The sequence below is a fragment of the Pseudonocardia sp. P1 genome (assembly GCF_000178675.2).
Lineage (GTDB): Bacteria > Actinomycetota > Actinomycetes > Mycobacteriales > Pseudonocardiaceae > Pseudonocardia.
Map to the genome: position 1 here is coordinate 2,550,922 of NZ_ADUJ02000001.1, position 23,909 is coordinate 2,574,830.

23 protein-coding genes are annotated in these 23,909 nt (G+C 68.5%); 7 read left to right on the plus strand and 16 right to left on the minus strand.

What is annotated here, in order from left to right; translation table 11 throughout:
• Positions 1-14 precede the first annotated feature (14 nt).
• The gene (locus PP1_RS11285; protein ID WP_010229044.1) at positions 15-1,187 is read left to right on the plus strand and encodes an acyl-CoA dehydrogenase family protein; all 1,173 of its coding nucleotides are present in this window, start codon (positions 15-17) and stop codon (positions 1,185-1,187) included.
• Positions 1,188-1,329: 142 nt separating this feature from the next.
• Complete coding sequence (locus PP1_RS11290) at positions 1,330-1,980, plus strand: TetR/AcrR family transcriptional regulator (RefSeq protein WP_075314954.1); 651 nt, start codon at positions 1,330-1,332, stop codon at positions 1,978-1,980.
• 74 nt (positions 1,981-2,054) lie between these two features.
• Here the strand turns inward: PP1_RS11290 and PP1_RS11295 are convergent, their stop codons facing one another.
• Both PP1_RS11295 and PP1_RS11300 read right to left on the minus strand, forming a co-directional pair.
• A complete protein-coding gene (locus PP1_RS11295) occupies positions 2,055-2,471 on the minus strand; it encodes a hypothetical protein (RefSeq protein WP_139323786.1) in 417 nt (138 codons plus the stop codon).
• Positions 2,472-2,626: 155 nt separating this feature from the next.
• A complete protein-coding gene (locus tag PP1_RS11300) occupies positions 2,627-3,445 on the minus strand; it encodes a nuclear transport factor 2 family protein (RefSeq protein ID WP_139323785.1) in 819 nt (272 codons plus the stop codon).
• Positions 3,446-3,575: 130 nt separating this feature from the next.
• Here PP1_RS11300 and PP1_RS11305 point away from each other — a divergent pair, with 130 nt between their 5' ends.
• The 4 genes from PP1_RS11305 (at position 3,576) to PP1_RS11320 (ending at position 7,704) form a co-directional block, all read left to right on the plus strand.
• A complete protein-coding gene (locus PP1_RS11305) occupies positions 3,576-4,589 on the plus strand; it encodes an ABC transporter ATP-binding protein (RefSeq protein ID WP_010229049.1) in 1,014 nt (337 codons plus the stop codon).
• A 107-nt stretch (positions 4,590-4,696) separates the two neighbouring features.
• On the plus strand, positions 4,697-5,488 hold the full coding sequence (locus PP1_RS11310) for a coniferyl-alcohol dehydrogenase (protein WP_010229050.1): 792 nt from the start codon (positions 4,697-4,699) through the stop codon (positions 5,486-5,488).
• 31 nt (positions 5,489-5,519) lie between these two features.
• A complete protein-coding gene (locus PP1_RS11315) occupies positions 5,520-5,927 on the plus strand; it encodes an SCP2 sterol-binding domain-containing protein (protein WP_010229056.1) in 408 nt (135 codons plus the stop codon).
• An 88-nt stretch (positions 5,928-6,015) separates the two neighbouring features.
• Entirely contained in the window at positions 6,016-7,704 is a 1,689-nt protein-coding gene (locus tag PP1_RS11320) for a phytoene desaturase family protein (RefSeq protein ID WP_010229057.1), read from the plus strand.
• 225 nt (positions 7,705-7,929) lie between these two features.
• Here PP1_RS11320 and PP1_RS11325 read toward each other — a convergent pair whose 3' ends face one another.
• From PP1_RS11325 to PP1_RS11380, 12 genes are all read right to left on the minus strand, one after another.
• Positions 7,930-8,460 (minus strand): hypothetical protein, encoded by a 531-nt coding sequence (locus PP1_RS11325; RefSeq protein WP_010229058.1) that lies wholly within the window; start codon positions 8,458-8,460, stop codon positions 7,930-7,932.
• 14 nt (positions 8,461-8,474) lie between these two features.
• Positions 8,475-9,452 (minus strand): hypothetical protein, encoded by a 978-nt coding sequence (locus PP1_RS11330; protein WP_010229059.1) that lies wholly within the window; start codon positions 9,450-9,452, stop codon positions 8,475-8,477.
• On the minus strand, positions 9,449-10,792 hold the full coding sequence (locus tag PP1_RS11335; protein ID WP_010229060.1) for an MCE family protein: 1,344 nt from the start codon (positions 10,790-10,792) through the stop codon (positions 9,449-9,451). Before PP1_RS11335 ends, PP1_RS11330 begins: the two co-directional genes overlap by 4 nt.
• Before the next feature lie 4 nt (positions 10,793-10,796).
• Positions 10,797-11,966, minus strand: a complete 1,170-nt coding sequence (locus tag PP1_RS11340) for an MCE family protein (protein ID WP_010229061.1) — start codon at positions 11,964-11,966, stop codon at positions 10,797-10,799.
• On the minus strand, positions 11,966-13,225 hold the full coding sequence (locus PP1_RS11345; RefSeq protein WP_010229063.1) for an MCE family protein: 1,260 nt from the start codon (positions 13,223-13,225) through the stop codon (positions 11,966-11,968). The genes PP1_RS11340 and PP1_RS11345 overlap by 1 nt, the downstream gene beginning before the upstream one ends.
• A complete protein-coding gene (locus PP1_RS11350) occupies positions 13,222-14,304 on the minus strand; it encodes an MCE family protein (protein ID WP_010229065.1) in 1,083 nt (360 codons plus the stop codon). Before PP1_RS11350 ends, PP1_RS11345 begins: the two co-directional genes overlap by 4 nt.
• The gene (locus tag PP1_RS11355) at positions 14,301-15,443 is read right to left on the minus strand and encodes an MCE family protein (protein ID WP_010229067.1); all 1,143 of its coding nucleotides are present in this window, start codon (positions 15,441-15,443) and stop codon (positions 14,301-14,303) included. Before PP1_RS11355 ends, PP1_RS11350 begins: the two co-directional genes overlap by 4 nt.
• Positions 15,440-16,849: an MCE family protein gene (locus PP1_RS11360; protein WP_010229071.1), complete on the minus strand. Its 1,410-nt coding sequence runs from the start codon at positions 16,847-16,849 to the stop codon at positions 15,440-15,442. Before PP1_RS11360 ends, PP1_RS11355 begins: the two co-directional genes overlap by 4 nt.
• Positions 16,850-16,854: 5 nt before the next feature.
• On the minus strand, positions 16,855-17,679 hold the full coding sequence (locus tag PP1_RS11365; RefSeq protein WP_010229073.1) for an ABC transporter permease: 825 nt from the start codon (positions 17,677-17,679) through the stop codon (positions 16,855-16,857).
• The gene (locus PP1_RS11370) at positions 17,679-18,443 is read right to left on the minus strand and encodes an ABC transporter permease (protein WP_050802348.1); all 765 of its coding nucleotides are present in this window, start codon (positions 18,441-18,443) and stop codon (positions 17,679-17,681) included. Before PP1_RS11370 ends, PP1_RS11365 begins: the two co-directional genes overlap by 1 nt.
• Before the next feature lie 361 nt (positions 18,444-18,804).
• Positions 18,805-19,668: a hypothetical protein gene (locus PP1_RS11375; RefSeq protein WP_033199413.1), complete on the minus strand. Its 864-nt coding sequence runs from the start codon at positions 19,666-19,668 to the stop codon at positions 18,805-18,807.
• 46 nt (positions 19,669-19,714) lie between these two features.
• Positions 19,715-20,788, minus strand: a complete 1,074-nt coding sequence (locus tag PP1_RS11380) for a spirocyclase AveC family protein (protein ID WP_010229077.1) — start codon at positions 20,786-20,788, stop codon at positions 19,715-19,717.
• 1,021 nt (positions 20,789-21,809) lie between these two features.
• On the opposite strand from PP1_RS11380, the gene PP1_RS11385 reads away from it, so the two are divergent.
• Positions 21,810-22,529, plus strand: a complete 720-nt coding sequence (locus tag PP1_RS11385; RefSeq protein WP_010229078.1) for a TetR/AcrR family transcriptional regulator — start codon at positions 21,810-21,812, stop codon at positions 22,527-22,529.
• 51 nt (positions 22,530-22,580) lie between these two features.
• On the opposite strand, the gene PP1_RS11390 is transcribed toward PP1_RS11385, so the two are convergent.
• Both PP1_RS11390 and PP1_RS11395 read right to left on the minus strand, forming a co-directional pair.
• A complete protein-coding gene (locus PP1_RS11390; RefSeq protein ID WP_010229081.1) occupies positions 22,581-23,234 on the minus strand; it encodes a TetR/AcrR family transcriptional regulator in 654 nt (217 codons plus the stop codon).
• Between the two features lie 85 nt (positions 23,235-23,319).
• The gene (locus tag PP1_RS11395) at positions 23,320-23,883 is read right to left on the minus strand and encodes a hypothetical protein (protein WP_010229083.1); all 564 of its coding nucleotides are present in this window, start codon (positions 23,881-23,883) and stop codon (positions 23,320-23,322) included.
• Positions 23,884-23,909 lie beyond the last annotated feature (26 nt).

Sequence of the window (23,909 nt, forward strand, 5' to 3'; positions counted from 1 at the left end):
CTTGGGGGTGTGCCGTGCAGCGCGACCTGTATTCCGACGACCACGAGTTGTATCGCGAGACCGTCCGCGAGTTCCTGAAGCGGGAGGTGGAGCCGTACTTCCTCGACTGGGAGCGTGACGGCGGCATCGAGCGCTCGGTCTTCAAGGCGGCGGCCACGCAGGGCGTCTACGCCCTCGCGGTACCCGAGGAGTACGGCGGCGCAGGTGAGACCGACTACCGGTTCCGTATGATCGTCAACGAGGAGATCGCGCGGACCGGGGCCACCTCGTTCGGGATGACGATCGGTCTGCAGGACGACCTCGTCCTGGCCTATCTGCTCGACCTCACCACGGCGGAGCAGAAGCAGCGCTGGCTGGCCCCCTTCGCACAGGGCCAGATGCTCGGAGCGCTCGCGATGACCGAGCCCGGAACCGGTAGTGACCTGCAGGGTATCCGCACCTCGGCCAGGCGGGACGGCGACGGTCCGGACGCCGACTGGATCCTCGACGGACAGAAGACCTTCATCTCCAGCGCGATGTCGGCCGACTTCGTGATCGTCGCCGTGCGCACCGATCCGGACGCGGGCTCCCGTGGCTTCAGCCTCCTCGTGGTCGAGGAGGGGATGGAGGGGTTCACCCGCGGCCGCCGCCTGGAGAAGGTGGGGCTGCACGCGCAGGACACCGGCGAGCTCTTCTTCGACGGCGTCCGGGTTCCGGCCGGCAACCTGATCGGCACCGAGGGACGCGGGATGCACCACCTGATGAGCCACCTCCCGCAGGAACGACTCGGTCTGATCTCCGGTGGCTACACCGCCGCACGCGCGGTGTACGAGGAGACGGCGCGCTACTGCTTCGACCGGGCCGCGTTCGGCCGTTCGATCGGCGACTTCCAGAACACCCGTTTCGCCCTGGCCGAGATGGAGACCGAACTCGACGTCGCCGAGGCCTACGTCGACCGCTGCGTCCGTGCGTTCAACGCAGACCAGCTGACACCGGTCGAGGCCGCGAAGGGCAAGTGGTTCATCACCGAGCTGCAGAAGCGGATCACCGACCGGTGCGTCCAGCTGCACGGCGGTTACGGCTACATGATCGAGTATCCGGTCGCCCGTGCCTACGCGGACTGCCGGATCCAGACCATCTACGGCGGAACGACCGAGATCATGAAGGAGATCGTCGGCCGGGAGATCGCCGGGCGAGTCCGTCCCTGAGCGCGCCGCGACGAGGGAGGACGGCATTGTGAATACACTCTTGCACGTGGCTGCAGCGACTTCGCCGGAGCCGGTGAACGGCGAACACGAGGACCGGGTTCACTCCGCGGGCGATGAGGGGGCGACGGCGTCCCCACCGTCGGTGAGCCGCCGGAAACCCCGGAAGACTCCCCGGCGCCCCTCCGGTACCGGTGATCACGAAGATGGAGACACGAAGTCGGCACGAACCCGGCGACGGCTGCTGACCGCAGCTGCCGGCGTGCTGAGCCGCCAGGGCTACGCCGGAACCCGGTTGTCCGACATCGCCGAAGAAGCGCAGATGCAGGCCCCGGCGATCTACTACTACTACTCGTCTCGCGAGGACCTCATCGAGGAGGTCATGTACGCGGGCGCCGCGGCGATGCTCGATCACCTCCGCGAGGCGCTCGACGAGCTGCCGCCGGCGGCGAACCCGGCAGCGAAGATCTCCACCGCGGTCGAAGCGCATCTGCGCAACGAGCTGGAGCTGTCCGAGTACTCGAAGGCGATCATCCGGAACGGCAACCAGCTCCCCGAACAGGTGGGGGCGAGGGCCCGGGCCGAGATCACCGCCTACAACGACATCTGGCGTTCGCTCATCACCGATCTCGCTGACACCGGCATGCTGCGCGAGGACCTGGACGCCGGGGTCGCCCGGATGGTCGTGCTCGGCGCCCTGAACTGGGCTGCGGAATGGTGGGACCCGGAACGTGGTGACCTGGAGACCATCATCTCCACGACGCAGTCCATGGTTCTCCACGCCCTGCGACCCTGATCGACCTGAAAGGCGGAGGTCCGGGGTGACGATCCGGAACCTCCGCCCTCCCGCCGGAGCCTGGAGGCGGCCGGCTAGACGACCCTGAGGTCGTCGACCAGCCAGCGCCCGCCCGACTCGATGGCTCTCACCGTGACGCGGCTTCCGGACACCGCAGGCTCGGGAGCCGCACCGGACGTCTCGGTGCGGTCCAGGAACAACAGCAGCGTCAGCTCGCCGCGGCTCTCGTCGAGAACCGAGCTCTCCGCGACCCGGGTCCGGACGATCGACGCTTGAGCGGTCGCGGCAGGTGCGACCTTGTCCCGGAGCGATCCGGCGTACTGCTCCCGGAACCCGTCACCGAGCAGCTGCAGCCGGTCATCCGTCTCGCCTTCACGGAAGTCGTAGCTGAGCAGGGTCTCGACCGACCGCGATGTCTCGGCGACCGCGTTCTCCCGCTGCGACTCGACCGAGCCGAGCGTCCACCACGTCGCCGCTGACAACCCCGCCACGACGACCAGCACACCGGCCGTGAGGAAGAGCCTTCTCCGTGCCGTCTCCGGTCTGCGCAGAGCGGCACGGACCGGCGCCGTGGAGAGGGTCCGTACGCGACCGATCAGGCCGGAGAGCCGGCGACGCGGTCCACCACTCTCCGACGGCGACCGCCTCATCCGCCGAACTCGACCCTGGACACGAGCCATCGTCCGTCCTCCTTCTGCAGATCCTGGACGAGCCTGTAGCTGCGCTGGGTCCCCTCGCTGTCCTCGATGCTGCGCATCGTCACACGCACCGCGGACAACGTCCGGGCCGTGTCACCGTCGACGGCGGCGACACCGGTGTCGACAGAGTCCACGGTCATGCGGACCTCGCCGTCCCGCACGGCCGCGAAGTACGCGTCCCCGGTCGACTTGTAGAGGTCGGCGAACTCGCCCGTGGATGCGTCGAGCACGGCGCGGGCGTCCTCCACCGAGCGCCCGCTGTCGATGTTCAGGAGGAGTTCGGCGTGCGACCTGGCCGCATCCTGGACATCCGAGCGCTCCGACGCGGACCACCACTGAAGTCCCGCGAGCACCCCGAACACCCCGGCGACCAGCAGGGCGACGAGTGCCAGGGCACCGGCCAACCGCAGCCGGCGCAACGGCGATGCCGAATCACCACTCCGCGCCGCCTCGGCCGGGTCGCCCGCCGGGTCGCCGCCGTCGTCGGCAACACGCTCCTCCGCCGTTGACCGCTCGGCGTTCCCGGGCTCTCGCTCATGCCCGCGACCGGCATCCACCTGTTCGCCGTCATGGCCGAGCCGCGCCATCTCGACGGTCGGCGGATCGTCCTCCGCCAGCCGGTGTGCCGCCCGGCGCTGATCCGTACGAGGTGTCATCGCCACCCCTCCGTCGTCGTCACTCAGTGGCCGCCTCGGCGCGGCCCCCCGGATAAACGAATCTGGATGAGAAAAGATGCGGCCTCCCGGCCGGACCCCGTCGATCGCCACGTCGACGAGCGCCCCACCTCACCCACCCGGGGAGCCGACAGCAACGGATGACGCCCTCGCTCGTTGTTTAATACGGATGAGAATATCGGCCTGACCACAGGTCGTCGTCGCCAGCGAAGGAGCTGCACTCATGACCGGTGTCGAGGTCTCCGTCTCCAACCTCAGCAAGTCGTTCGGCAAGGCCAACATCTGGTCGGACGTGACGCTGAACCTGCCCCCGGGCGAGGTGTCGGTGCTGCTGGGCCCGTCGGGCACCGGCAAGTCGGTCTTCCTGAAGACCCTGATCGGGCTGCTCAAGCCGGAGCAAGGGTCGATCATGATCCACGACACCGACCTCGTCCGGTGCAACGAGTCGAAGCTCTACGAGCTGCGGAAGCTGTTCGGGGTGCTGTTCCAGGACGGCGCACTGTTCGGGTCGATGAACCTGTTCGACAACATCGCCTTCCCGCTGCGCGAGCACACGAAGAAGAACGAGTCGCAGATCAGCGACATCGTCCTCGAGAAGATGGACCTGGTCGGCCTGCGCGGCGACGAGGGCAAACTGCCCGGCGAGATCTCCGGCGGCATGCGCAAGCGGGCCGGGCTGGCCCGGGCACTGGTGCTGGACCCGGAGATCATCCTGTTCGACGAGCCGGACTCGGGCCTGGACCCGGTGCGCACGGCCTACCTGAACCAGCTGATCATCGACCTCAACGCGCAGACCGACTCCACCTTCCTGATCGTCACCCACGACATCAACACCGCGCAGACGATCCCGGACAACATCGGCCTGCTGTACCGCAAGCACCTGGCCATGTTCGGCCCCCGCGAGCAGCTGCTGACCTCCGAGGAGCCGGTCGTCTCCCAGTTCCTCAACGGCCGCCGCGAGGGTCCCATCGGGATGTCGGAGGAGAAGGACGCGGGCCAGGCGGAGCGGGAGATGGCCGAGGCGGGCGAGCTCGCAGGCCTGCCGCCGCTGAAGCCGCAGCTGCAGGCATCCCCCGGCATGCCCGAGCGGAAGGCCGTCGGTCGCCGGCAGGAGCGGGTGCGGGCGATGATGCACGAGCTCACGCCCGCCGCCCAGGAAGCGATCCACCGGTCGTATGCCTCCTCGACCTCGGCCGGGACCGACCACCCGACCGAGCAGATGACCCGCTCCCACTGACCAGGAGTCACGACGGGGTCGAAGTCCGAGCCGACACCTGGTTTAATCGGTTTTCGAATAATTTTTACGTCCGCGTCGTCGCGGACCACAGCAAGGGAGGAGCCGGGATGGACGTCAGGGATCTGCGTTGCCTGGTCACAGGCACCGCGTCCGGCATCGGCGACGCCGTGGCGCGCCGGTTGATCGACGGGGGTGCCTCGGTCGTCAGCCTCGACCGGAACAAGCCGACGGCCGACGTCACCGAGCACGTCGAGGTCGATCTCGCCGACCCGTCGAGCATCGACTCCGCTCTGGAGCAGATCGACGGCACGGTCGACGCCGTGGTGAACGTGGCGGGAGTCCCCGGCACCGCCCCACCCGAGACGGTGTTCGCCGTCAACTTCCTCGGCATGCGTCACCTCACGGAGTCGATGTTCGAGCGCATCAACCCCGGCGGCGCGATCGTCGTCGTGTCGTCGACCGCCGGCTTCCAGTGGCCGGCGCGTCTCGACACGCACAAGGAGGTGATCGCGACCGAGTCCTTCGAGGAAGGTGCGGCCTGGTTCCGCGACCACCCGCAGCAGGGCAACGCCTACAACTTCTCCAAGGAGGCCGCGACGGTCTACACGCTGGCCATGGGCGGCGCCGTCCGCGAGATGGGCGACCTTCGCATCAACGCCGTCCTCCCCGGGCCGGTCGAGACGCCCATCCTGAGCGACTTCGAGGAATCGATGGGCAAGGAGACCCTTGAGGGTGTCCGTGCCTTCCTCGGCCGCCATGCCGAGGCCGAGGACATCGCCCTGCCGATCGTCTTCCTCGCCGGACGTGAGTCGCGCTGGGTCAACGGAGCCACTCTCGTCGCCGACGGCGGCATCACCGGTGCCGTGTCCGCCGGACTCGTTCCCGCCCCCGAGATCTGATCCGCTCCTACATCCAGAAACGGAGTTCACCATGGCCGGCTTCGCCGACGAGGACGAGCTGTACCGCTACATCGGTGGGATCTTCGAGAAGGGCTTCGCCGACCCCGAGCTGGGGCCGAAGATGGAAGCCACCCAGATGGTCTTCGAGAGCCGGTGCACCGACCCGGACTGTTCGCTGATCATCGACATGACCAACCGCAAGGTGCACAAGGGCACCGAGGGGAGCCCCACCCCCGACGCGGTTCTCACGATGACGACAGACACCGCCAACGCCTACTGGCAGGGCAAGGTCAACCTGCCTTTCGCCATGGCCCGCGGGAAGGTGAAGGTGGAGGGCAACGTGGCGAAGCTGCTGTCCCTCTCCCCTCTCGGCAAGAAGCTGTACCCGCAGTACGTCGACCTGCTCAAGGCGGACGGCCGCGACGATCTCGTCGTCTGACCGGGGACCTGCGCGTCCGCACTCCGCGCCCCTCCCCGGTGCTCCCCGCCGGGGAGGGGCCTCCGTCGATCGGGAAGGGACCCGAACAGTGACGTCATCCGAGAACCAGCTGCCACGCAGCGCCGACGTGGTCGTCGTCGGCTCCGGCCACAACGGCCTCGTCGCGGCCGCCTATCTCGCCCGCTCCGGGCTCGATGTGTGTGTCGTCGAGGCCAGCCCGACGGCCGGCGGCATGACCTCGACCAATCCGATGGAGCCGGAGGCTCCCGGGTACACCATCAACGAGGCGTCGATCCAGGCGTCGTTGTTCCGCACCACCAACATCGACCAGGAGCTCGGTCTGGGTTCCCGGTTCGGGCTCAAGCAGACGATCATCGACCCTGCGCACTTCCAGCTCGCGGCGGACGGTTCGTCCCTCGGTCTGTGGCGCGACCCCCGCAAGACGGCCTCGGAGCTCGAGTACTTCTCGAAGAAGGACGCCACGGCGCTCCTCGAGCTGTACGAGGTCATCGATGCAGCCGTGGAGATCGGTCTGCCGTTGATGCAGACCAACGTCACCCGGCCCGCCCTGAAGAACGTCATGAAGTCGGTCGCCGCTGCCGCGAAGAACCGCAAGCAGCTCGCTGCCGTCGGCCGCTGGATGGCGTCCTCGCAGGCGGAGGCGATCGAGGAGAGCTTCGAGCACGACATGATCCGTGCTCCTCTGCTCACCTCCCTGCCGTTCATGCCGTTCGACGCGGACCTGTCCGGTTGGTCGCTGATCTACCTGGGCGTGCTGAGCCGGTACGGCGTCGCGATGTTCCACGGTGGCACCGGCGCTCTGCCGAAGGCGCTGATGGCGAGCATCCGTTCGGACGGAGGCCGCATCGTCACCTCCTCGCCCGTCGAGGAGCTGCTCGTCACCGGCGGCCGGGTGACCGGCGTCCGGGTCAAGGGTGGTGCGGAGGTCCACGCACGCCGCGGTGTGCTGACCGCGTGCAGCCCCGCGACGGTGTTCAGCCGCCTGCTGCCGGAGAACGTGCTCCCGCCGAAGCTGAAGGTCCGCACCGACCACATCCCCACCATCAAGCGCGGGATCACCGACTACAAGCTCAACGTCGCCCTCAGCGGCCGGATCCGGATGACCAAGCACGAGAAGTGGCGTGGCGACGGGATCGACCTGCGTCTGGCCTGCAACTGCTTCCACACCTACGAGGAAGCACTCGCCGCGGCCAGGGCGTGCGTGCGCGGTGACGTGCCGGAACATGTGCCCGGCCTCGCCCAGGTCACCACGGCGTTCGACCAGTCGTTCGCTCCCGAGGGCTGCGACCTGTTCTGGTACTGGAGCGGTCTGACCCCCAGCATCCCGCGTGACGGCTGGGACCAGGCCAAGAAGCTGATCACCGAGCGGGTCATCCGCGATGCCGAGCTCTACTACGAGGGCGTCGAGAGCCTCGAGGTCGCCCGCCGGGACCTCGCGCAGCCCGACCTCCAGGAGCGCTTCTGGGCGATCGACGGGAGCGTCTACCACGTCGATCCGACGATCACCCGGTTCGGCCCGAACAAGCCGGTCGCCGGGTTCGCCGGATACAAGACCCCGGTACCGGGTCTGTTCCTCACAGGGTCCGGGACACACCCGGTCGCCGGCATCAGCGGTATGCCCGGCCAGAACGCGGCCCGCACGATGATGAAGACGTTCAAGAGCGAGGACCGTGGAGGATCCGGCTTCACGCTCCGCAACCAGCGGGCCCGTCAGTCGTACTTCGACTCGCGCGAGTCCGCAGGGACCCGGTCATGACCGCCTGATGTGACCCCGTCGTACGTCCGAAGGGCCCGGCCGCGACAAGCGGCCGGGCCCTTCGGCGTCGCCGTCCGCAGACAGTCCGCCGCCACCGTCCGGACTGCCATCGGGTCCCGGGCGAGCACTCGCAGGTGCGGCCGTGCGACTTCCGTACCGCGTCCCCGGAACGACGAAGGGGCCCGGCCGCGATCCGCGGCCGGGCCCCTTCGTGGGAAGAGCCGGTCAGAGGGGAGTGAAACCGGAGATCTTCCAGGCACCGTCGACGTTCTCCATCGCGACCCGCACCCGGCTTCCCGCCGGTGCGCCGGCCGGCGCGGAGGCCGACTGCGAGGTCTGGTTCAGGAACATGAGGACGTTTACGGTCCCGCTCTCCTCACCGATCACCGACGAGGCGGTGACATCGGTCTTGGTGGCGACCTTGTCCCGCTCCGCCGCCGGCACGACGACCTCCTTCAGCAGACGCGTGTAGTCGTCACCGAACGGGCCTGTCACGAGCCCGGCGTAGCGATCCACGCTCTTGCCGATCGTCTCCGGGTCGTAGGTGAGCAGCTCGGCCACAGCACTGTCCGCAGCGGTGTGCGCCTCCGCCGTCGCCGACTCGTCCGCCTGGTGCCGGAAGTGCAGGACGAACAGCGTCGCCGTCGCCGCGGCCAGGACGACCACGACCGTGACGAGCCCACCGACGACCGCACCCGGACGCCGGGCCGCGAGTCCTGCGAACCAGCGGAACGGTGCACCCAGCTTCTGCTTCATCGCGTTCCTCCTGCTCACGGCACGAACTCCACCTGGGAGACGAGCCAGCGTCCGTCGTCCTGGTGCTCCATCCCGATCAGCATCCGGTAGTACCGCGGCTCCCCCTCGGGAACGGCCTTGTTCTTCACCGTCGAGCTCACCGCGACCAGTGCCTTCGCCGTGTCGCCGTCGACACTCTGCAGGCCGGCTTCCTCCACCTTTCCGGTCGAGCTGACGGCACCCTCACGGACGACACCGACGTAGGCCTGGGTGTTCGACCGGAACAGGTCACCGAACTGTCCCGTCGACACGTCCACGACCTTCTGGATGTCCTGCTCCGCCGTGGCCTGGTCGATCGAGGTCAGGACCGCGCCGGCGGTGCGCGCGGTCTCGAGCGCCGCCGCCTCCCGATGCTCGGACGCCTGGTCCCCGAACCAGAGGACGGCAGCCCACACGGTCGTACCGAGGAGCAGGACTGCGAAGACCGCGAGCGCGGCCACGCCCCGGCGGACCCCCGTGCCCATCCCTGCCGCCGGGGAGTCCCCCGCCTCGGAGCCTGTGGCCGGATCGGTCTCCTGACCGGAACCCGACGCGACGGGGTTCGCCTTCGGGAGGGTGGACGCCGCACCGGGCCCGGCACCGTCCGATTCATCGGAGGTCTCGACGTCGGCCTCCGGCTCCTGCCCCTCGCGGGTCTCGGGCGAGTCGTCGTCTGCCTCGGTCGTGGTGTCCGCCCCGTCCTCGGTTCCGTTCACCGGAGCCGGCGCCGACTTCCGACCGGGCTCTGCACCGGACGTGTCCGGCTCCTCGGAAGTGGCGGGGGTCGCCTCCTCGGCCGGCTCCGGCCGCTCCGCGGCCTCCGGATCCGGAGCGGCTTCCGCTCCGGACGCCGGCGGCGCCCCGGCCTCGTCGGCCCCTGGTGCCGCATCGGCGGGAAGGTCGGACGTGTCGACGACACCGTCGTCGGGCTCCGTGTAGGAGTCCGGGCGGGCCCCGTCTCCCGAGCCGGTCACGGACCGGCCGGTGTGGGCAGCAGCAGGCCATCCCATGTCTGCTCCTCCGTTGTCGGTTGACGATCAGCGGATCCACCGACGCCTGCGAGCGGCTCCGCGAAGATCGGCTGGTTGTTCAGAGGGCTGTCGAGGTCCAGGCGCGAGTTGCCGAGAACCGTCGGCTCGAAGCCGTCACCTGCGCACTCCTCGATCTTCGCAGCACGCCGGCCGGGGGGCGATCCGGGTTCGAAGCACGGCAGGTTGCGCGCGCCGCGCGCGACGTTCGGGTCGTCCTGCGGGATCTTGCAGAACGAGTCGGGCGGCAGATCCATGTCCTCGGTGTGGTAGGCGTCCCGGCCACCACCCGGCTGGCCCGGTGGCACCCAGCCGTAGGTGCATGACGGCGGGTTCACGTTGACCCCCAGGTTGAGCCGGATGTCGTTCTCCTGGCCGGGAGGCGCCACCTGCCGCTCCGTGGCGATGATCATGGGGTAGACGACCAGCACCTGCTCGATCGGCATGTGGTAGTCCTCGGCGAGCTTGGCGACGATCCCGGTGGTGTCCAGGAAGTCCGGCACCGAACGGCTCAGCGAGGAGATCAGGTTCTCGGCCTTGGTCGCCGCCTTCGGGACCGTGGTCAGGATCGAGCGAAGATCGGCATCGCTCGTCCGGAGCTGGTCGGTGAAGACTCCCAGGTCCGAGGTCCACGACCGGATCGCGTCGCTCGTGGCCAGCTGCGGGTCGGCGAAACGCGGGAAATCGTTGAGCAGCCCGACCGTCGGGTCGTAGTTCTCGTCTGCTGTCTGGACGAGTGCCCGGGTGTTGTCCACCAAGCCTCCGAGATCGGGACCGATGTCCCGGAACGCGGCCTCGGCCTGGTCCACGAACAGCTCGAGCTTGTCCTGCGGAACGGATGCCAGCAGCTGGTCGGTCGAGTTCAGTACGTCGGCGATCGGAACCGGGACGCTCGTCCGGTCCGGAGGAATGGTCGTGCCGTCGGCCAGGATCTCACCACCGCTGCCGCCGACGAGATCGACGTACTGTTCGCCGATCGCCGACACGCTCCGGATCTCGGCGCGGGAGTCGGCAGCCGGGGCGCGATCCTCCTCGATCGACATCGTGACGTCGACGCCGTCCGGCACGAGCTCGACATCCGTCACCTTCCCGATGGTGACCCCTCGGGAGGTCACGTTGGCGTTCGGGTAGATGCCGCCGGCGGCCGGGAACTGCCCGGTCACCGTCACATGACCGACACCGAGCAGACTGGGAACCCGTACGTAGACCAGGCTGATCATGAGTGCCGCGACCACGGTCAGGGCGATGAACACGATGAGCTGGATGCGTACGAATCGCGTGACCATCGGCTCAGCCTCCGTTCCGTGCGCCGGGCGGCTGCTGCCCGGGCTCGAGCAGCGGCACACCGTTCAGCCGCGGGATCAGCGGGTCGACCGCCTGGTTCGCCGGGCCGCCGCCCTGGCTCATGAGCGTCTCCACCTCGCTCAGCCGGCCCTGCAACGGGGTACCGGTGAGGAAGCTGCGGTCCAGCGTGCTCAACGTGACGTCCAGGGTCAGATAGAAGTTGATGTAGTCGCCCTGGAACACCTCGTCCAGGTTCTTGAGCGGGAACAGGAGGGTCCCCAGCATCCCGAGCGACCCGGTGAGCGAGTCGCCGGCGTCGGCCAGCCCCTTCAGCGCAGGCTGCAGGTTGGCCACGTTGGTCGCGATGTCGTCCGACGAGCGCTGGACGACATCGTCCGTGGCGTCGCCGAACTCGCCCAGCGCGACCAGGCTCTCGGTGAGCTGCTTGCGCTGGTCGACCAGGACACCGAGTGCGGGAGGAATGGTGTCCAGCGCATTGTCGATCACCGGTCGCTGTTCGGCGAGCCGCCCGGAGAGCCGGTCGAGCCCGTCGATCGCCCGGACGATGTCCTGCTTCTGGTCGTCGAGTCCCGCGGCGAACCGGTTGAGTTCGGTGAGCAGGTCACGGACATCGCCGGTCCGGCCGTCGAGGGCCTTGTTCACCTCGTAGGAGATCGTCCGGAGGTGCTGCAGGCTGCCGCCGTTGAGCAGCGCCGACGTAGCGGCAAGGATCTCCTCCGTCTCGGGATAGGCACCCGTCCGGGTCATGCCGATCTCCGATCCCGGACCGAGCTCACCGGTCCACGGCTCGCCCTCCGCAGGCGGCGACAGCTCGACGTACTTGGCACCGAGCAGGCTGACCTGACCGATCTTGGCCATCGCGTTGGCGGGCAGCTTCACCTCGGGCTCCAGCCCGACCGTCACCACGGCCGTCCAGTCGTCCAGCTCGATCGACCGGATCGATCCGACGTCGGTGTCCCCGACACGGACCGGGTTGTTGGGCACGAGGTCGCCGACATCGCGCATGTGGATCCGCACCTCGTAGGCGTCGGACGAGTTGCCTGACGTCCCGGGCAGCCGGAAGTCGTTCAGGCCGCTGTAGCTGCAGCCGGTCAACACCGCTCCCACACCGGCGAGTGCGATCAGACGGACGAGCCTGTTCGTCGTGCGCCCCATCAGTTGCCTCCTTCGGGGAGCTGCAGGCCGCCGAGTCCCGGCACGTCAGGGGCGATCGGGAGCTGCTGGGGGTTCGGCGACTGGGGCTCCACCGGTCCGGTCGGCGGTGCCGGGGCGCCGCCACCCTCGACCGCGAGCGGGTTGATACCCACCGGGACGGGGTTGACGCGCAGCAGCTGCAGGATCGGGCCGAAGTAGCTCTTGCAGGCCTCGATGCCGGCCTCCGGGTTCTCGGTCGCTGCGCCGGCGATCGCCGTGCAGCCGAGGTCCGCCGGCGAGTTCAGGTTGTCGATCGTGAGACCGCCGCTGATCGCCCCGGTACGGGTGCTGAAGATGTGGAAGAAGTTCATCATCGTGCTCGGGGCCACGTGCAGAACCTGTGCCAGTTCGTCCCGCGACGACGCGAGGTTCCTGGTGACCGACCCCAGCCTGTCCACCGACTCGGTGAGCGGACCGCCTGTCTCGTCGACGAACGCCTCGACGTCGCCCGCCGCCCGGTCGATGCCGGCAAGGGCAGCACCGAGGTCGTCGCTCGAGTCCGCGAGCACCCCCGACACGCTGGACAGCCGGTTGTTGAACTCGGCGATCTGGCCATCGACGGCGCCCAGGCCGGCGACGAACACCTGCAGGTTGCGCACGGTCCCGAACAGGTCCTCACGGCCGTCGGCGAGTGTCTGGACGGCCGCAGAAGCCTGCTTGATCATTTCGTTGAACTTCTCGCCGTTGCCGCCCTCGGCGTTGGCCGCCGCGACGTCCACGAACCGGCTGAGTGCACCTTGTGCGTCCAGCCCGTCCGGGCCGAGAGTTTCACCGACGCGCTTGACCTGTTCCTTGAGGTCGTCGTACTCGACCGGAGACGCGGTCCGTTCGACCGGGATCACTCCTCCGTCCTCGAGCTGAGGACCACCCTTGTAGGCCGGAGCGAGCTGCAGGTACCGAGTCGCCACCAGGGTCGGTGACACGATTCCCGCCATCGCCTCCGCCGGAACCGGGTAGTCACCGTCCCAGGAGAAGTCGATGCGGACCGTGTCGCCCTCCGGCTGGATGTCGTCGATCTGGCCGACGTCGACACCCTGGATCCGGACCCGGTCTCCGGGGTAGATGCTCTTCACCGACGCGAAGTAGGCGGTTCCCTGCCGGGTGTCGCTGCTGACGACAAGGATCACCGCCGCAGCGCCGACCAGGACGACCAGTGCCAGTGCGAGGATCCGGCCGGTGCCGCTCGCGATCCGGTTCAGAGCACCGGAGAATCGGCTCATCGGTTGCCTCCCAGCCCTGGGACGAGCTCGCCGACGGACGGCAGGCCGCCCAGCGTCTCGCCCTGATGCTGCTGCTGGGGCGGCGCAGGCAGCGCCAGCCCGGGGACGAAGTCGTTGACCGGCAGAACCGTCGCGGGGATCGCGCCGAGGTCACCGTGGGCGTTGAACCACGGACCGCTCGCCAGCCCCTCGCCGAGCCCGGTGATGAAGCCGGCGACCCGCTCCACCGCAGAGGTGATGTTGCCCTCGTTGCGCTGGAGGATCTCGAGCACGCCGTTCAGTTCCTGCAGCGCCGGGGCGAGCCGTTCGCGCTGCTCCCCGACGAAGCCGGTGATCTGGTCGGTGGCTGCGCGGGTCCGGACCAGGAGCTCACGGATGATCTCCCGCCGAGCCTCCAGTTCGGTCAGCAGCTTGTTGCCGTCCGCGATGAGGGTCTGCAACTCGCCGGTGTGGTCCTTCAGCACGCCGGTGACCTGCTCGGCCCGCTTGAACAGGTCACGCAGGGCCTGGTCGCGGGACGCGATCGTCTCGGACAGACGAGCGACTCCCTCGAACGCCGGGCCGATCTCCTCCGGCGTCCCGGCGAAGGCGTCGGAGATGGTGTCGAGCGCGTTGCCGACCTGTTGCATGTCGACCTGGCCCGTGCGCTCGGTGAGATCCTCGAGGCCCTCGCTGATACTGTACGGCGCGGTCGTCCGATCCAGCGGGATCTCGTCGCCGGCCGCCATCGTGGCCGCACCACGCGACTCGATGTTGAGGAAACGCTCACCGAGCAAGGTCTGCGTCTTGATGCTGGACGTGGTCAGGTCCCCGAGCCGGACGTCCTTCGCCGTGAAGGACACGACGACGTCGCCGTCTTCCAGGTCCACCGAGGTGACGTCGCCGACGGCCGTTCCGGACATCCGCACGGTGTCACCGGCCTTCAGCCCACCGCCCTCGGTGAACCGGGCCTGGTAGGAGGACCCGGCGAACACGGGCAGCTCGGCGAGCTGGAAGGAACCGAACAGCAACGCTGCCAGGATCGCCAGGCCGGCGATCGCGATCGTCACCGGGTTCCGTTCACGGAATCGGATGTTCATCGACCGCCTCCCTGAGCCTGCTGGTCACCGGGGTTCTCGGCCTCGGCGGCTTCCTTCGCCTCGCGTTCCTCAGGTGTCTCGAGCGGGTTGGCGTCGTAGTTGCACCGCTCGACGTTGTCGGCCGGGCCGATCCACGGAGTGAACCGGGGGTTCCCGTCCGGACCAGTCACCTTCGCCCGCAGGGAGCAGACGAACAGGTTGTACGTGGCGCCCCGCGACCCGACCCGCGCGATCCGCAGGTAGGCACCCGGGAGCATCCGCAGCGACTCGTCGATGGTGTCCGCGCCGGCGTTCGCCTGGGCCGTGGCCCGCTTCAGCTCGTCGACGGTTCCGGTGAGCGGTCCGCGGACCTTCCCGAGCAGCGTCTCGATGCCGCCGACCAGCCGCGTGGTGCCCTCGAGCGACTGACCGATCCGCTCACGGTCACCGGCCAGGCCGCTCGTGAGCTGCTGGAGCCGGCTGATCGTCGTCTCCAGCTCGGGCGAGCGGCGGTCCAAGGAGTCCAGCACCAGGTTCAGGCTGTCCACGGTCCGTCCGATCACGGCGTCGCGGTCGGCGAGCGTGCTGGTGAGCGAGGCGATCCGGGACAGCAGTGATTCGAGGTTGCCGCCCTGTCCCTGGAAGACCGCGACGACGTTCCCGGCCAACCCGTTGATCTCGTCCGGGGAGAGACCCTCGAACAGCGGGTGGAAGCCGGCCAGCAGCACGTCGAGGTCGAGCGCACCCCGGGTCTGCTGGACGGGGATCTCGCCGTCCGCGGGCAGAGGCTCGGCGGCGCCGGCCTCACCGCGGGAGACCTCCAGGAAACGGTCCCCGGTCAGGTTGAGGTACCGGACGGCGAGCAGTGCGTTCTGCGGGACCGGGCGTCCTTCGGACACGTCGAACGCGACCCGGACCCGGTCCTGGTCCTCGACGGTCACGTCCTCGACCGTCCCGACCTTGACCCCGGCGACCCGGACCGAGTCGCCGCTCTGGAGACCCGACGTGTCGGAGAAGACCGCCTCGTAGCGGGTCCCACGGGAGACGGCGAAGCCGGCTCCGAGTTCGATGGCGACGAGCAGGAGGACCAGCAGCGTCGCGATCACGAAGATCACTGACTTGATGGTCGGCGCCAGCACCGCCTGCGACGACTTGCTCATCGGGCACCTCCACCGAACAGGCCACCGAGAAGGCCCTCATCGCCCTGCTCCGGAGCGGGAGCCTCGGTCGACGCGGGCGCCGGACCCGCACCGGGCGCCGGAGCGGCCGGCGCTCCCGGTTCGGCTGGTGCGCCGGGTGCGGGTTGCTGCTCCGCCGGCGGAGCAGGCTGCCCCCCGAGGCCCGGGATGAGGCCTGGAGCCTGGCCCTCGACCGGCTGCCCCGCCTCGGGGTTGAGCGGGCCGAAGAGGTAGCTGTACGCGGGCGGATCGCCGATCCGCGGTGTGTTGTCGAGGTTCTCGTTGGGCTCTCCGCCCTTGTCGACGTCCGCGTTCAGCGACTCCGGCGCGATCGTCCCGTCGAGATCGGGAAGACCGTGGCAGTTCGGGCCGTTGTCGGCACCCACCTCGGGCAGATCCTCAGGATTGTCGTACGGGCGACCCCCCGGCTGGACACTGACCATGCCCGCGACGCCGGGCACACGCCCGCCCTGGTTGGCCTCCATCAGCTTCCGGTTGTCGTCGACCCCCTGCAGGAAGCAGGCGAACATCGGCGAGTAGTCGCGCAGCAGGCCGGTCGTCGGCAGGGCCGTGTGCATCACGTCGGTGAGCGCATCGCCGTTCTGCAGGAAGAAGTCCCGGCCGGTGTTCGAGAACCGGGTCAGCTGGAAGAAGAAGCTGTCCAGGTTGGCCTGCTGCTCGACGACCGTCCGGCTGGTGACGGTCACGTCGTCGACGAGGGACAGCAGGTCGGGGGTCACATCGGCGTAGAGGTTCGCCAGGTCGGCCCCGCTGGACGCGGTCCGCTGCAGCTGCGGGAGGTTCTCGTTGAACTTCCGCAGGTAGGCGGCGAGCTCGCTGGCCGTCTGTCCGATCGTCTCCCCGCGCCCTTGGAGCGCGTGTGACGCGTTGCCCAGCACCGAGGCGACCTTCGCCGGCTCGACCGAGTCGAGCACGCGGTCCAGGTTCTGGAAGAGAGTGTTGACCTCGACGGTGACACGATCGGCCGTCAGCTGGTCACCTGCGGCCAGGGTGCGGCCCGAGGGCAGCTCGGGAGCGGTCAGCCCGACCGTCTTCGCGCCGAAGGCGGTCAGCTGGCTGAGCTGAACCCGGGCGTCCGCCGGAACCATCGAGAGCGTGTCGGGGTTCATCCGGAGTGAGATGTCCACGGCGTTGCCGCCGTCGACGATGTTCACGTCGCCGACCTCACCGACGTCGACACCGCGCATCTGCACCCGGTTCCCCGGGTACATCTGCAGGCCGGTGCGGTCGGCGCGGAGGGAGATCTCTTCGTAAGGAGTGAAGGCCTTGGCATAGGCGGCACCGCACAATGCGAAGAACGCGACGATGATCGAGACCAGGATGAGCGCGTAGATCCGGTACTTGAACCGGGAGGCGAAGGAGTCCATGGCCGCTACCCCGAGATCCGGAATGCGTCGGAGTCACCGTACAGCGCCATCGCGATGACCAGGTTGACCGCCAGGACGGCGATGAGCGACGTGCGGACAGCCTTACCGACCGCGAGGCCCACACCGGCCGGACCGCCCGAAGCCGTGTAGCCGTAGTAGGTGTGGATCAGAATCACCACGATCGCGATGCCCAGCCCCTGGGCGAACGAGTACAACACGTCCTCCCACTGCAGGAACGTCGTCATGTAATGGTCGTAGGTCCCCGCCGAGAGGCCGAAGAAGTTGACCTGGGTGAGCTTCCAGCCGATCCAGCCCCCCACCATGGCCATCGCGAAGATCGGGATGATCGTGATCATCCCTGCGACCAGGCGGGTGGTGACCAGGTAGGGAAGCGAGCGAACTCCCATGACCTCGAGAGCGTCGATCTCCTCCGACACCCGCATGGCACCCAGCTGCGCGGTGAAGCCCGAGCCGACGGTGGCGGCGAGCGCGGCACCACCGATGATCGGGGTCAGCAGCCGCGGCGCGATGATCGCCGAGGTGAAACCACCGAGCGCCTCGAGTTGCAGGTCGCTCAGGGCGTCGAAGGTCTGCACGCCGCCGGTGACTCCGGCGAACATCGTGATGAAGAAGGTGATGATCGACGAGCCGCCGATCACTGCCAACGCACCGTTGCTCATGCCGACTTCGGCGATGAGGCGGACCTGTTCGGTCTTGTAGCTCTTGATGGCCTTCGGGGTCCACGCGATCGACTTGCCGTAGAACTCGGCCTGCTTGCCGAGGTCGTCGAGAAGTGCGAGGGGAGCCCGGAGGACCGAACGCAGAGACATCAGTGTCCTCCGACGATGCCGAGCGAGTACGGGATCTGGGTGAGCAGGATGTTGATCGGGAAGAGCGCCAGGAACGTGTAGACGACCGTCTCGTTCACGGCGTTTCCGACGCCACGCGGGCCGGCCGCGCACGTCATCCCCCGGTAGCAGCCGATGAGCGCACCGACCATGCCGAAGACGACCGCACGGATCTCGCCGTGCACGAGGTCCGGGAATCCGACCAGGAGCTTCAACGAGTCGACGTACTGACCGGGGCTCGCGCCCTGCAGGTACACGCCGAAGACGTAGCCGCCGGTGAGCCCGATGAGGATCATGACGCCGTTCAGCAGGAACGCGTTCACAGCAGTCGCCAGCACCCGGGGGACGACGAGCCGGTGCACGACGTCGATCCCGAGGACCTCCATCGCGTCGAGCTCCTCGCGGATCTTGCGGGCTCCGATGTCGGCACAGATCGCGGTCGAGCTGGCACCCGCGATGATGAACGTCGTGGCCACCGGGCCGATCTGCGTGACCGTGGCGAAGCCCGAACCGGATCCGGAGAGGTCGATCGCGCCGATCTCCACCAGGATCAGGTTGAACTGGAATGTCACGAGCGCGACGAACGGGATACCCAGCAGGATGGCCGGTCCGAGCGAGACGCTCGCGACGAACCACGTCTGCTGGACGAACTCGCGCCAGTGGAAAGGCCGCTTGAACATCGCGACGAAGGTGTCGGCGACGAAGGCGAAGAAGCTGCCCATGGGACGGACGGCTCTACCGAGCATCGGCGCTGTCATCCGAGCCCCCACCTGGGGAGCGTGGATCGGACGTCCTGGAGCAACGTCAGCCTCCTCTTCGAGACCGGATTAAATCCGAGGACCCCTCGGGGGTGGGGCCGTCGTACACCGGGGGGCCGCGTTGGCCCTGTGCGCAGATCAACGAGCCCTGACAGGACAAGTGACGGGGTCTGTAAACCTTGTCCGAGGATTCACTCGAATGGCGGTTAAAAAGTCTCGGGAAGGTAACGTCAGGAGGTCGGCGAGACCTTGACACTGGCCCCGGACACAACACAGCGCGGTGCGGGACCGATCTCCGGTCCCGCACCGCGCTCCCTGACGTCCTGGCCGTACCAGGGCCGACGTGCCCCTAGCGGAGAGCCTCCCGACCAGAAATCTCCTCGATGGACTCCCGGCCGGCCCCGGCCGACGGGGGGCCTGGGATTCCCGCGACGATGCCGGCAGGCGGAGCCTGCCCGACCACGAGAGCCCGGCCGAGCAGCCGCACGGTCGCGGCGATACCGGCCACCACCGTCAGCGCGGCGACGTGCACCAGCAGCATCGGCGGGTCCTCCAGACCGTGCCGCACCGACAGGTAGAGGATCCCGGACCCGAACAGACCCATCGCGAAGCACACCGGGATCAGCGGCACCAGGGTGAGCCGCGCGACCGGTGTGGTCAGGAGCGGGACGAGCCGGTAGGTGATCATCCCGCCGACGAGCGCCGACATCGCGTTGGTGAACCCGAGGAAGATCGGGTAACCGAGCACGACGAACGGCTGGCTGTCCTGGTAGTTGTACACGCCGAGAACGCTGACGAACGTCATCTCGGCAGCGATCGCCATCGCGACCACCGCTCCGTACATGGTCCAGACGGTGCGCATCGTCGGCTTGCGGGCGAGCGAGCGGGCGACGAACACGGCCGCCCCGCCATAGAACGCGACGTAGCAGATCGGAACCCAGAACGGCTGGGCGCTACCGAACGTCTCGTAGAGGTTCCACTGCCCCTCCCGGTTGAAGTGGAGCCCGTACATCAGGTCGAAGAACGGCTCGTTCAGTGACGCGAACATGCCGCTGACCAGCAGGTAGAACGGCCAGGTGATCCGTTCGCGACGGTACAGGGTGATCACCCAGGTCAGCGCGGCGATCGCGATGGCGATCGAGAGGATCACCGCGATCCACTGTCCGACGACGGGGACCGGTGCGTCGATCCCGTGCGACCCCACTGGCGCCATCAGAACTCCTCCATCGGTCGTCGGTACGGCTCGGTTGCCGTGTGCCTCACACGCCACCCACCGGCAGGAGGTACGAGGGCAGCACGGCGAAGTTGTCCGCGTGCAGGTTCAGCCAGCCGTAGGGCACGTGGTAGACGCAGAGCAGGATGGTGCAGCAGAAACCGATCACCGCGAGCGTCGAGACGGTCTCGCGCCACCGCGCCGGGACCCGGTCCAGGCCGTACTCGACCGGGCTGCGCCCGTCGGGAGACTCGCTCGCGCGCATGTGGAGCCAGGTGAAGGCCAGCCCGACCAGTGCGACCAGGAACGCCTCGGTCAGCGGGTACTGGAACTGGTCACCGGGGAACAGCGTCACCGCGCCGATGGTGGCCGGGTAGGCGTACGCCTCGGTCGTCCGGATGATGATGTTCTCGACGATGAGGTCGAACAGGAACGCCTCGACGAACAGGCAGACGTAGATCTGGGTCCGGGACAGGTTGGGGAAGCGCCGGCGCAGGTAGTTCGCCGTCTTCAGGGCGAAGAAGGCGACGAACGCGCAGAAGTAGATGTACATCGGCAGGCCCCACACGAAGGACTCCGCGTACTGCCCGGGCGCGTCGTCCTGGTGCAGCGGGAGCCACGGCGTCCAGACGCCGGTGTTGAGGTTGTTCTGGTTCCAGGCGAACAGGTACTCGTTCGCGTTCAGGTACGCGTCGAGGACGAAGCCGACCATGCCACCGAGGATCATCTTGCCCATGAGGCTGAGGCGGCCGTGCCGTCGCACCGGGGTGACGATGCCGAACCACACGAAGGCGACGAGCACGAGTGCGCTGGCGACCTCCAGGACACGGATGCCGACCAGACGCCACGGCTCCATCACGTCCGGCCCCTGGATCGGGACCGGGGCGAACGAGTCCGAGGCGATCCAGTTCCCGTAGGCCCAGACCGACAGCAGGATCCCCAGCACGCCGAAGGTGGCCCAGACACCGATACCGGCCCTGCGCCCGTACTCCGTCTCCGGGGAACGGATCTCGGGAGACGGCTCACGCCGGGTGTCCTGGACCGCCGGCTCCTGCGCCCCGCCCACCGGCCGGTCGGACGCCTGCGCGCCCAGGCCGGTGGGCTCCTGCGTCTGTGTCATTCTCCGCTCCTCCACATCGAGGTACTCGAGCGACGCCCCGTCGGTCGGAGTGACCGGCGGGCACCGTGGAGGGCCGTGCGCCGGCGAACCGCGACACACGCGCCACTCCGATCAGCACGTCGGTCTATTCTAGAATAGAAAAAATCCATCGAGCAAGACCTGGGACCGCATCTCCGTCGTTCGGGCATCCCGCTGCAGCACGATTGACCCGCTCGGCAAGAATTGTCGGAGCCGCCAGTTGGCCGCGACCTGCTCATCACGGGAACCCGATGGGCTACGAAATTGTCACCGTCGAGAATTCTGTGCAGCAACCCCACATCCACACCCGCCACGTCCGCTCGTCGCGCTCACACCGGAGGAGCCCGACGCCTCGTCCGGACGAGGGCTCGCGCGAGCTCACCGCGACGAGCGGTGCGGCCTCGCCATCAGCACCACATCCCGGACGGAAGCGCGCAGCGAACGTCTGGCACGGCGACCACGAACGGGACCGACCGGACCACGTCCCGGTCGAGCTGCCGGGAGGAGGAGCGGGACACCGAGGACCGGATGCGACGGTCGGGCCGGAATCCGCAACGCCCCGCAGCCGGGAGCCTTTCCGCCGCACGAGCATTCTCCCTTTCGCCGGCACATCGACAGAGATTCGTCGAGAGAGATTCGTCGACTAACGTTCGATCCAGCCTCACCCTCTCCTGCGGAATCGATCGGAATGTGGTGGACCCCGCGGAAGCTGCACGCGATGCGACTCCGACAGAAGCGGGCGGCCGAACCTCGCCCGGCGGCCCGTGGACATCAGAATCCTCCTGGACCGTCGGCCCGTCCCGACGAGCTGCGAGGCCACGCCCGCGGAGGCCCGATGGACCGTCGAGAGCCGGCGACGCCCCCGACCGACCGCACGACACCCCACTGATTCCGCGTGCCGCCGGTGCCTCCGTCGCTTGTGGAATGCTCATTCGAATCGATGCTCGCCCTGATAGTCTCCGGCCTGATGACGGCACCCGCCGGCTGACAGGACGGAGCGGGGATGACAGGGAGTGCTCGTCCCCCCGACCTGGCGGGCGACGACGATTCCGGGGCGCTCGGCTGCGAGCCCGACCGTCCCCGACGCCGCGGCCGGCCACCGGCCGCTGACGGCGCCCAGACCCGCGACCGCATCCTGTGGGCCGCTCGCGAGACGTTCAGCGAACTCGGCTACGACAAGACGTCGATCACTGTCATCGCGGATCGCTCCGGCCTGACGAGGACGGCCGTGAGTCACTACTTCAGCAACAAGGAGGCGCTCTACGGCGCCCTGTTCGATGCTGTCCGAGACGGAGTCGTCCGGGCCAGCTTGACGACAGGGGCGGCAGAATACCGGGGGGTCGCACGGCAGATCACGGCGTTCGTCCAGGCCGCAGCGCGCATGGACTCCCAGGACCCGAGCTACGCACGGTTCATCGCCGCCTCGCTGCTCGACTCGTTCCGCCACCCGGAGTTGCGTGAGCGTGCCCGCGATCAGCTGGACGACGTCCGTGCGTTCCTCGCACAGTCTCTGACCCATGCCGCCCAACGCGGGGAGATCGACGCACGGACCGACGTCGACGCGGTGACGGAGATGCTGGTCGCCGCCTTGTGGGGGATGGGGCTCTACGCCGGCTACGTCGGGACCCAGCACCAGCTCGAGCAGGTCGTCGACCAGTTCGGCCGGATGCTCGAGGGCACGCTCTGGGGGCCGGCCGAGGGCCACGACCCGCAGCACATCTGATCGACATCGGGGAGATCGCGCGAGCCACCGGAAGGCCTGGCGACGCCGGACCTACTCGTTGCGGACCCCGCCCATCTCACCGCTGCTGGCCATGCTCAACGACGTGAGTACGAAGCGCTCGATCATCGCTCGCTCCGACTCCGGATCGAGGGAGCTGCGGAGGATGATCGAGGCATACACCGTCTGGAGCCAGTCGGCCATGTCATCGTCCGCGATGTCCAGCCTGAGCAGGCCGGCCGTGCGGGCCGCCTGCAACCACGGCAACCAGAAGGCCACTCCGCGGCGACGGACGGCATCGGTCCACAGCACCTCGTGCAGCGAGACCGGACTGCCGTCACCGAGGAGGACCTGGAGCTCGGGATCCGACCGTATCCCGCGGATCACCGCCACCGACACCGACAGGAACTCCTCGGCCTGCGGGCCGGAGCTCCAGTCGATCGGCGTGAGATCATCCGCCAGCTCGCCGATACGTTCGACGACCGCGGCCTCGACGAGCTCTCGGCGACCGAGGAACGCCTTGTAGACGAACTGCCTGCTGACACCGCCTTCGCGGGCGACATCGGACATCGTCGTCTTCCGGACGCCGGCCGCGAGGAATCGGCGCCTGGCTGCGGTCAGGACCCGGGAGTGAGAATTCGGACGCAGACGCGGAGAGGCGGCCGATGGCGTCGGCATGTCATCGCCACCCATCACCAGGCCCTCCACACCCCCTCGTGCCAGGCGGCGGTTCGCAGCACCGCGAGATCGATCAATGATCATACCCGCCGAGGCTCGTCCGTTCCCTCCTGCCTCAGACATGGCACCGGGTGCAGGCGCTGAAGTGCTCGTCGTTCGCATCGGCCAGAGTGATCGTCTCGGCTTCCACGGATTCCAGCAGTGTGCACCCGTCACGGTGGTAGCGACGGCGACCGGGTACGACGTGGACGACCGCGTGTGCGGCGTCGTCGGGCGAGAGCTCATCAGGAGCATCCCCGGCATCTATTCGCACGAACGCCACAGCCTGCTCGACCACGGCTTCGGGGGCCGATGTCCCGGTGATGCTCACCCGCTTCCCGTCGGACGACGGACCCCCGGGGGCCTCACCTCCGTCGGCCAGGGCAGGCCCCGGCTCTGTTCGGTCGGACGGCGCCGGACAGCCGTCCTCGACCACCCGGTCCTCGTCCCGGATCCCCGGCAGGCCGGCGAGAGCGGCAGGCACCGTGGACCCCGATCGGCTCCGAAGCACGGGGGCAAGCACCAGGACGCCGGCGGCGACCGCGACGGCCAGGGCAATCACCGAGGCAACGACCTCCCCCGCCCAGAGTCGGACGATCACGAGAACTACTCCGACGGCCAGTAGCAGGAAGACGACCATGGTTCACCTCGGGACGAGCCGGCCGC

Excerpts from the sequence above, each read along its gene's own strand:
- PP1_RS11310 (WP_010229050.1), top strand. The coding sequence starts at position 4,697 with ATGGACGTCAGGGATCTGCGTTGCCTGGTCACAGGCACCGCGTCCGGC.
- PP1_RS11315 (WP_010229056.1), top strand. The coding sequence starts at position 5,520 with ATGGCCGGCTTCGCCGACGAGGACGAGCTGTACCGCTACATCGGTGGG.
- PP1_RS11395 (WP_010229083.1), bottom strand. The coding sequence starts at position 23,883 with ATGGTCGTCTTCCTGCTACTGGCCGTCGGAGTAGTTCTCGTGATCGTC.
- PP1_RS11365 (WP_010229073.1), bottom strand. The coding sequence starts at position 17,679 with ATGTCTCTGCGTTCGGTCCTCCGGGCTCCCCTCGCACTTCTCGACGAC.
- PP1_RS11380 (WP_010229077.1), bottom strand. The coding sequence starts at position 20,788 with ATGACACAGACGCAGGAGCCCACCGGCCTGGGCGCGCAGGCGTCCGAC.
- PP1_RS11305 (WP_010229049.1), top strand. The coding sequence starts at position 3,576 with ATGACCGGTGTCGAGGTCTCCGTCTCCAACCTCAGCAAGTCGTTCGGC.
- PP1_RS11385 (WP_010229078.1), top strand. The coding sequence starts at position 21,810 with ATGACAGGGAGTGCTCGTCCCCCCGACCTGGCGGGCGACGACGATTCC.
- PP1_RS11345 (WP_010229063.1), bottom strand. The coding sequence starts at position 13,225 with ATGAGCCGATTCTCCGGTGCTCTGAACCGGATCGCGAGCGGCACCGGC.
- PP1_RS11335 (WP_010229060.1), bottom strand. The coding sequence starts at position 10,792 with ATGGTCACGCGATTCGTACGCATCCAGCTCATCGTGTTCATCGCCCTG.
- PP1_RS11350 (WP_010229065.1), bottom strand. The coding sequence starts at position 14,304 with ATGAACATCCGATTCCGTGAACGGAACCCGGTGACGATCGCGATCGCC.
- PP1_RS11360 (WP_010229071.1), bottom strand. The coding sequence starts at position 16,849 with ATGGACTCCTTCGCCTCCCGGTTCAAGTACCGGATCTACGCGCTCATC.
- PP1_RS11355 (WP_010229067.1), bottom strand. The coding sequence starts at position 15,443 with ATGAGCAAGTCGTCGCAGGCGGTGCTGGCGCCGACCATCAAGTCAGTG.
- PP1_RS11370 (WP_050802348.1), bottom strand. The coding sequence starts at position 18,443 with ATGCTCGGTAGAGCCGTCCGTCCCATGGGCAGCTTCTTCGCCTTCGTC.
- PP1_RS11325 (WP_010229058.1), bottom strand. The coding sequence starts at position 8,460 with ATGAAGCAGAAGCTGGGTGCACCGTTCCGCTGGTTCGCAGGACTCGCG.
- PP1_RS11375 (WP_033199413.1), bottom strand. The coding sequence starts at position 19,668 with ATGGCGCCAGTGGGGTCGCACGGGATCGACGCACCGGTCCCCGTCGTC.
- PP1_RS11340 (WP_010229061.1), bottom strand. The coding sequence starts at position 11,966 with ATGGGGCGCACGACGAACAGGCTCGTCCGTCTGATCGCACTCGCCGGT.